The sequence below is a fragment of the Clostridium sp. genome (assembly GCF_051650885.1).
In the GTDB taxonomy this organism is placed as follows: Bacteria; Bacillota; Clostridia; order Clostridiales; family Clostridiaceae; genus Clostridium.
The window spans coordinates 22,944-29,032 of the sequence record NZ_JBOFRG010000112.1 but is presented as its reverse complement, the minus strand read 5'-3'; the positions used below and the strand labels follow the sequence as shown (position 1 = coordinate 29,032).

General features: G+C 28.3%; 5 protein-coding genes and 1 CRISPR repeat array. Of the genes, 1 reads left to right on the top strand and 4 read right to left on the bottom strand.

All coding sequences use genetic code 11. The features are described 5' to 3' along the window. The 3 genes from ACRC28_RS05490 to ACRC28_RS05480 all read right to left on the bottom strand — a co-directional run. On the bottom strand, positions 1–765 hold a 765-nt coding region (locus ACRC28_RS05490), incomplete at its 3' end, for an AAA family ATPase (protein ID WP_438542444.1). A 137-nt stretch (positions 766–902) separates the two neighbouring features. Next, entirely contained in the window at positions 903–2,129 is a 1,227-nt protein-coding gene (locus ACRC28_RS05485; protein ID WP_438542443.1) for an MFS transporter, read from the bottom strand. Positions 2,130–2,185: 56 nt separating this feature from the next. Next, positions 2,186–3,382, bottom strand: a complete 1,197-nt coding sequence (locus tag ACRC28_RS05480; protein WP_438542442.1) for an MFS transporter — start codon at positions 3,380–3,382, stop codon at positions 2,186–2,188. Positions 3,383–3,595: 213 nt separating this feature from the next. Here ACRC28_RS05480 and ACRC28_RS05475 point away from each other — a divergent pair, with 213 nt between their 5' ends. Then, positions 3,596–3,982 carry an HIRAN domain-containing protein gene (locus ACRC28_RS05475; protein WP_438542441.1) on the top strand — a complete coding sequence of 129 codons (387 nt, stop codon included), beginning with the start codon at positions 3,596–3,598 and terminating at the stop codon, positions 3,980–3,982. 355 nt (positions 3,983–4,337) lie between these two features. Then, a CRISPR array of direct repeats spans positions 4,338–4,893; the repeat unit is 37 nt; unit sequence GTGGAAATACCCTTTGTGGGTCAATATGCTTTTCTAT. 252 nt (positions 4,894–5,145) lie between these two features. Here the strand turns inward: ACRC28_RS05475 and cas1 are convergent. Further along, on the bottom strand, positions 5,146–6,081 hold the full coding sequence (gene cas1, locus ACRC28_RS05470; protein ID WP_438542440.1) for a CRISPR-associated endonuclease Cas1: 936 nt from the start codon (positions 6,079–6,081) through the stop codon (positions 5,146–5,148). Positions 6,082–6,089: the final 8 nt, after the last annotated feature.

The window sequence follows — 6,089 nt, the reverse complement described above, 5'->3', positions numbered from 1 at the left end:
TACATGAATTATTTTTTGTTGCCATTCTGGATGAAGTGATATTTCGGGTTCATCTATAAGAATTATCGAATTATTTACTCCTAAAAACTTTAAAGCAAGCCCTCTTAAAAATAATTGTTTTTCCCCTGATGATAATCCTGTAATATCAAACTCATTTCCTATCTCATTTTTAAATAATGGTTTTGTATCATTATCCTCTGATAGTCCTATCAACTTAACATCTAAGTTCATAATTTCAAAAATACTATTGATGTCATCACAAACCTTATCAATAACTTCGCCTATGGTTTTATTTCTATTTCTAAATATCTCTTTATTTATCTTAGTTGCTATAAGTGATGGTATATTTTGAGTAATATTTTGATCTACAGTATTTTGAAAATTTGGTGAAAAATCAAATGTATTATCTACCTTATTAATCTTTTCAAAATTAATTTCAGTTGGCATATATACAATTTTAGAAGTACCCATCTTTTTTTCAAAATTTAATATCCCATTAGGCTGTATAGATTCTCCCTCTTCTAGCCTTACTGTTGTTGTATATCCTGATAACGTAGTCTCTACTCTATTCTTCTCAACTTCTTTATACCTACATTCATCTACACTAAATGAATCATAAATACTTTTTAACAATGTAGTTTTTCCTGAGCCATTTTCACCAATAACTACAATAGTATTTAAAACTTGCTCATCCTTATCGCAAAAATTCATTTCTAAATTTTTAAGTATCTTATGATTTTCAAAACGTATTTTTTCAATCTTCAAACTCTCATCTCCCCTCTAAAATACTTTACTTATCTTTATATTATTAATTCTATCATAATAATAAAATTTTAATCATTCTAATCTGCTCTTTTCTATCACAAACTTCTTTCATTCTATTATATCTATTATTTTTTTCACTAACAACTTTTTTCTTCTAATCCCTTATTTTTCAAAGCTAAAAATATTATAAATACTATTACTGAAATTATTAGCATTCCTAAAAATAAAAATCCTTTATTTATGTTGTATACAAAGGCTGCATATATTGGACCTATTGCATATCCTATTGATTCTGATGCTCCTACCACTCCAAATACAAAGCCTTTTATGTCTTCATTTTCTCCAAAGCTTAAAAGTGAGTTTTGAAGGGCTCCATTTAAAAAGGTTGCCCCTAAGAAGTATCCTATTATAATTACTGTGAAAATCCATTGTTTTCTTATTATAAATAAAAGCAATAATGCTACATTCATTACTATAAAGCTTATGTAAAGTTGTTTTTTAATTCCTAGCTTATCACTTATCATCCCTGAAAGTGGTGCAAAAAATCCAAATATAAAAAGATATATAGATATTATAAATGAGGTATAAAATGCAGTTCCTCCTAAAACCTCTCTTCCATAGAAGGGAAACATAGCGCAGGTAGAGCCATAAATAAAATCTCCTAGAAGTGCTATAAAGGATAACAATATTATCTTTACTAAAAGTTTCTTTTCTTTTACTTCTTCATATATAACCTTAAGCCTACACATAATTGGCTCTTTAGAACATTTACACTTTTCCATTACCTTTTCTGGACCTTTTATTTTAAAAATCAAGAAAGCTAATGAAATTATTATCCCAATACAAGTTAAGATAAAGATTATATTAAAGCTAGAAAATAAAGATAAAATATATCCACTTATAATAGCTCCAATTCCTCCACCTAAAGTAAAGACTGCTGATGCATATCCTGTTGATTCTCCACGTTTCTTTTCATCTAAAACTCTTGCTAAAACTGAAAAGGTTGGTGGTGCTGCTATTCCTAAAAATATTCCTTGAAAAACATAGATAATCTCTCCCATTAAAGAGAATTTAGTAAAAATATATCCCACAGGAATTAAAGCTAATAAAACTAATGCAATGCACCAAAGCTTTTTATCACCAAAGGAATCTGAAACTGGTCCAAATAAAACTTGAGCTATAGCTTTTCCTACTCCATACAAAGACATAAAGGTTCCAACTACAATTGTAGTTGCTCCTAAGCTTTCTAAAAACAAAGGAATTATAGGAATTAAAAAGCTATAGCTTATTCCAAAAATAAATCTTAAAATACAAAATAATCTAAGGTCTTTTTCTTTAAACAAAACACTATTCTTTATATTCATCATTTTCTCCAAAACCTTTTTTACCTTTAGTATCTATAAAATCCCCTCTTCTTATTCTATCTTCTTCTTTTCTCTAAGGTTAATAAATAAAGTATAGTTACAAACATAGATACTGCAAGAAGTGAAACAAAGAAAAGATTTTTATTTATTTCATAAACAAATGCAGAAATAAAAGGACCTAATGCATATCCAATAGATTCAACTGCTCCAACAAACCCAAATATAAATCCTTTTATATCCTCTTCTTCACCAAACTCAGATAAAACACTTTGAAAAATAGCATTAAGACAAGTCGCTCCAAGAAAATAAATAATTATAACCCCTGTAAACAAAGCCTTATTTCTTATAAAAATAAGCCCCATAAGTGTGGTATTCATAATAAAAAATGAAAGTCCTAAATGCTTTTTAACTCCAATCTTATCACATATAACTCCTGCAACAGGTGCACCCATTCCAAAAACAATAAGATAGGCAGAAATAATAAAAGAAGTAAAACCAACATCCATCCCTAAAACATCTCTACCATAAAAATGAAAAATAGCAATAATACAGCCATAAACATAATCACCTAAAAAAGCAACTGCTGAAACTAAAAGAATCTTATTTCTAAGACCTCTACATCTTATCTTTTCTAATATATGAAAAACACTTTCATCTTTTTTCCTAACAGTTCTAACCCTCTTAACCTTTTTTATATTTATAGTAAAATATAAAAAAGCTATAAAAATAATAATAAAAGATATGAAAAATACAAGCCTATAATTATTAAACCTTGAAATAATAAACCCAGCAAGGGCTGCTCCAATTCCACCACCAATAGTAAAAACTGCAGATGCAAACCCTGTAGACTCCCCTCTCTTTCTCTTATCAACAGACCTTGCTAAAATAGAAAAAGTTGCAGGTGCTGCCATTCCTAAAACTCCACCTTGAATAACATGTAAGCTTCCAGCCATAAAGCCATTAGTACAAAAAATATACCCAATAGGCACTAAACACATAACCAAAAGAGCAACTTTTAAAGCAAGCTTGTCTCCTATAACATCAGTAATAACTCCAAAAGGAAGCTGTGTAAAAGTCTCACAAATTCCATAAAGAGAAATAATACTCCCAATCATAACAGTAGAAACATTCATCTCCTTCAAATACAAAGGAATAATAGGAATCATTATGCTATACCCAATCCCAAAAAACAATCTATAAACACAAAAATTTCTAAGCTCCTTATTTCTAAAAACACTATTCCCTAAACTCATAATACACTCCTAAAAAATCATTTCTTTTATACATATTCTAAGAGATTCCATATTATTATTTATGGTAAAAACTTTTCAAGATTAATCACTCTCTAATTTCTAAACCTAATTCAATTTCTACTATAAAATCTATCGTTCTATGATTTTCACTATAAATAAACAAAAGATTTACACGATAATTAAGTAACAATATTTTTATAGGAGGTTTTTTCTATGTTTAAATTTCTACTAAATTTACTAACTAATGAAACTAACTCTACAAAACCTATGAAAAATAATATACCTAAAAGAGAAATTCAAAATTCTAAAAACACTATTCATACCAAAGTTGCGGGTGTTACCTTCAACAATCGTCAGTCCTTAATCAGAAATTGTTACCCTAATCAAGAACTCAAATTAATAAGAGAAAAAAATAATGCCTATGATAAAAATGCAATTGGCATTTATCATGGCAACAGACATTTAGGCTATGTAAATAAAAATTTAGCAAGTAGCCTAGCACCTCAAATAGATTCAGGTACACATTTTAGATGTTATGTCTCTGAAGTTACAGGTGGAAATGGGAAAAACTATGGTCTTAACATTTATTTAGAATATTAATTAAGGAGCACATAATCCTAACAAAGTTTCTTTTATATGGATTTGCTGGTAATTGTCTTCTAAAACAAAAATCTGACTTTATGTTAGGCTGTTTCTTAAACTATCAAGCGATTAAATTAGACCCTAAAAATTCACGTTGGTATTTCTACCATAGTCTTTTTTTAGCTAATTTAAGAAACCAATTTGATTTAAATTTCTTTACAAATCCTATGCACTATTATCTTGATACTGCCATAAGACTTTTACGACCTGACCAAAAACAATTACAAACCGCTCTTCTAAAATTAAAGAAATAAAAAAAACACCGCCTATGAATTAATCGTAGGTGGTGTTTTTTTGTAACTGCTATCTTTTCATAAGAATATCATTTGTGGGGCAATATGCTTTTCTATAAACCTTATTACTGGAGAGGTGGGCAAACAACTAGAGAGTGGAAATACCCTTTATGGGTCAATATGCTTTTCTATCGGAATAATTAAAGTTGGAGAAATAATAGACATTTCTGTGGAAATACCCTTTATGGGTCAATATGCTTTTCTATTGTTCAATTCTTAGAAGGAAAAGGTGAACAGGAAACAGTGGAAATACCCTTTATGGGTCAATATGCTTTTCTATTCGTAACATTTGCACATCTAGTTATGGAGATAGCGGAGTGGAAATACCCTTTATGGGTCAATATGCTTTTCTATAAGATAACGAAGATAAAAAAAATGTTAGAAGCTCTGTGGAAATACCCTTTGTGGGTCAATATGCTTTTCTATATTGTCTTTAACGACACACAGTTAGGTCAATTTTTCTGTGGAAATACCCTTTGTGGGTCAATATGCTTTTCTATCCACAAAATGATAGTGATGATTGCTTATAAAGTGATTGAGTGGAAATACCCTTTGTGGGTCAATATGCTTTTCTATAGCACCCTCTTTGAAGCCTCTATTTTCAATGTCTAAACAGCTTGTTCTGGAAAACCTTTTTTATTTTTGAGTTTTTAACCTAATTTTATACTTATTTTACCTTTGTCCCTTAAGCCCTTATCCAAGCTTTAATTAAGCTATTTCAATCCTTTAAGCTTGTTTTTGAAAACCCTAAGGGGTTGGCAAGCCTTTTTTAGGTTTTTATAATTAAGGTGGCAAGCATTACCACCTTAATTATATCATTTTTTACTTTTATTTCAATATTTTAATTCCATAAGGTTTATATTTATTTTTCCCTATTAAACTTTTTTTATATAATTTTATTTGATTTTTTATCTTTTCTCTAAATTCTTCTATTTCTAAATTATATTTGCTTATATATTTTCTAAATCCTTTTTCTTTTAATTTATATCCATCTTCTATAGTAAAGTCTTCTTTTTTTATTTCTTTTCTATTTATAAGCTTTAATACAAATTTATCACAAAAGCTTTGTCTGAATTCTTCTAGTATATCTAATGCTAATGATTCCCTACCATATTTTACACTATGGAGATTTCCTAAATACCCATCTATTGATTCTTTTTCTATTTCTATAATTATTTCATTTAACACCATTGAATAAGTTAGTGATAATAATGCATTTATCTCATCTTTTGGTGGTCTTCTATTTCTTCCATTAAACTCTAGATTTGCTTTTATCATTTTTTTAAAGCTTCCAAAGTAAATTTTTGATGCCATACCTTCGTATCCCATTATTTCATCTATATCTTTTCCAAGTCTTACTTTCTTTATTACACCTTCTAACTCTTCTTTATTTATCCCATAGTTTTTTAATAAGTTTTTTTGATTTTTTATTTTATTTTCAATAATTATTTTTGAAACTTCTAATCTATTTTCTTTATCACGCCATTTTTCATATTGTGCAAGTCTTAAATATATATTCTTACTTTTACTACCTTCTAATTTCCCTTTGAACTTTCCATGCATTGATAAAAATACTATTTCTATATTTTTATCTAATGCAAGTTCTACAGCCTTTGGTGTTATACTTTGATTTCCAAATAAAAAGATTTTCTCTAACTTATGATATTGAATTTCTTCTTTAAAAACCCCTTCTTTTTGAATTACAAAGCTTAGATTCTTTCTTTTAATTTTACAGCCTTGCTCAATTACATATATATTTTCCATAGCTTTAC

Coding starts and splice junctions, on each gene's coding strand:
- ACRC28_RS05485 (WP_438542443.1), bottom strand. CDS start 2,129: ATGAATATAAAGAATAGTGTTTTGTTTAAAGAAAAAGACCTTAGATTA.
- ACRC28_RS05480 (WP_438542442.1), bottom strand. CDS start 3,382: ATGAGTTTAGGGAATAGTGTTTTTAGAAATAAGGAGCTTAGAAATTTT.
- ACRC28_RS05475 (WP_438542441.1), top strand. CDS start 3,596: ATGTTTAAATTTCTACTAAATTTACTAACTAATGAAACTAACTCTACA.
- cas1 (WP_438542440.1), bottom strand. CDS start 6,081: ATGGAAAATATATATGTAATTGAGCAAGGCTGTAAAATTAAAAGAAAG.